This is a genomic window from Pantoea sp. PNT03, assembly GCF_014852515.1.
GTDB classification, from domain to species: Bacteria; Pseudomonadota; Gammaproteobacteria; order Enterobacterales; family Enterobacteriaceae; genus Pantoea; species Pantoea leporis.
The window spans coordinates 1-255 of the sequence record NZ_JACVBT010000030.1; the positions used below are offsets into that span (position 1 = coordinate 1).

General features: G+C 56.1%; 1 rRNA gene. It reads right to left on the reverse strand.

What is annotated here, in order from left to right:
• Nucleotides 1-147: 147 nt before the first annotated feature.
• Nucleotides 148-255, reverse strand: a 5S ribosomal RNA gene (rrf, locus tag IB226_RS23130); the annotation flags it as partial.

A 255-nucleotide genomic window follows, 5' to 3' on the forward strand; every position in this document is an offset into this window, starting at 1 on the left:
CCCTGCGTGACAGGCAGGTATTCTAACCAACTGAACTACCGCTCCACCGATTCTGTACTGATATCAGACAATCGTTCTGATTTCAGGTGTTTCGCCCTTCCCGCGTCACGGGGAAGGTCACGACCCGATAACGGGTCTTAAATTGATGCCTGGCAGTTCCCTACTCTCGCATGGGGAGGCCCCACACTACCATCGGCGCTACGGCGTTTCACTTCTGAGTTCGGCATGGGGTCAGGTGGGACCACCGCGCTAAAG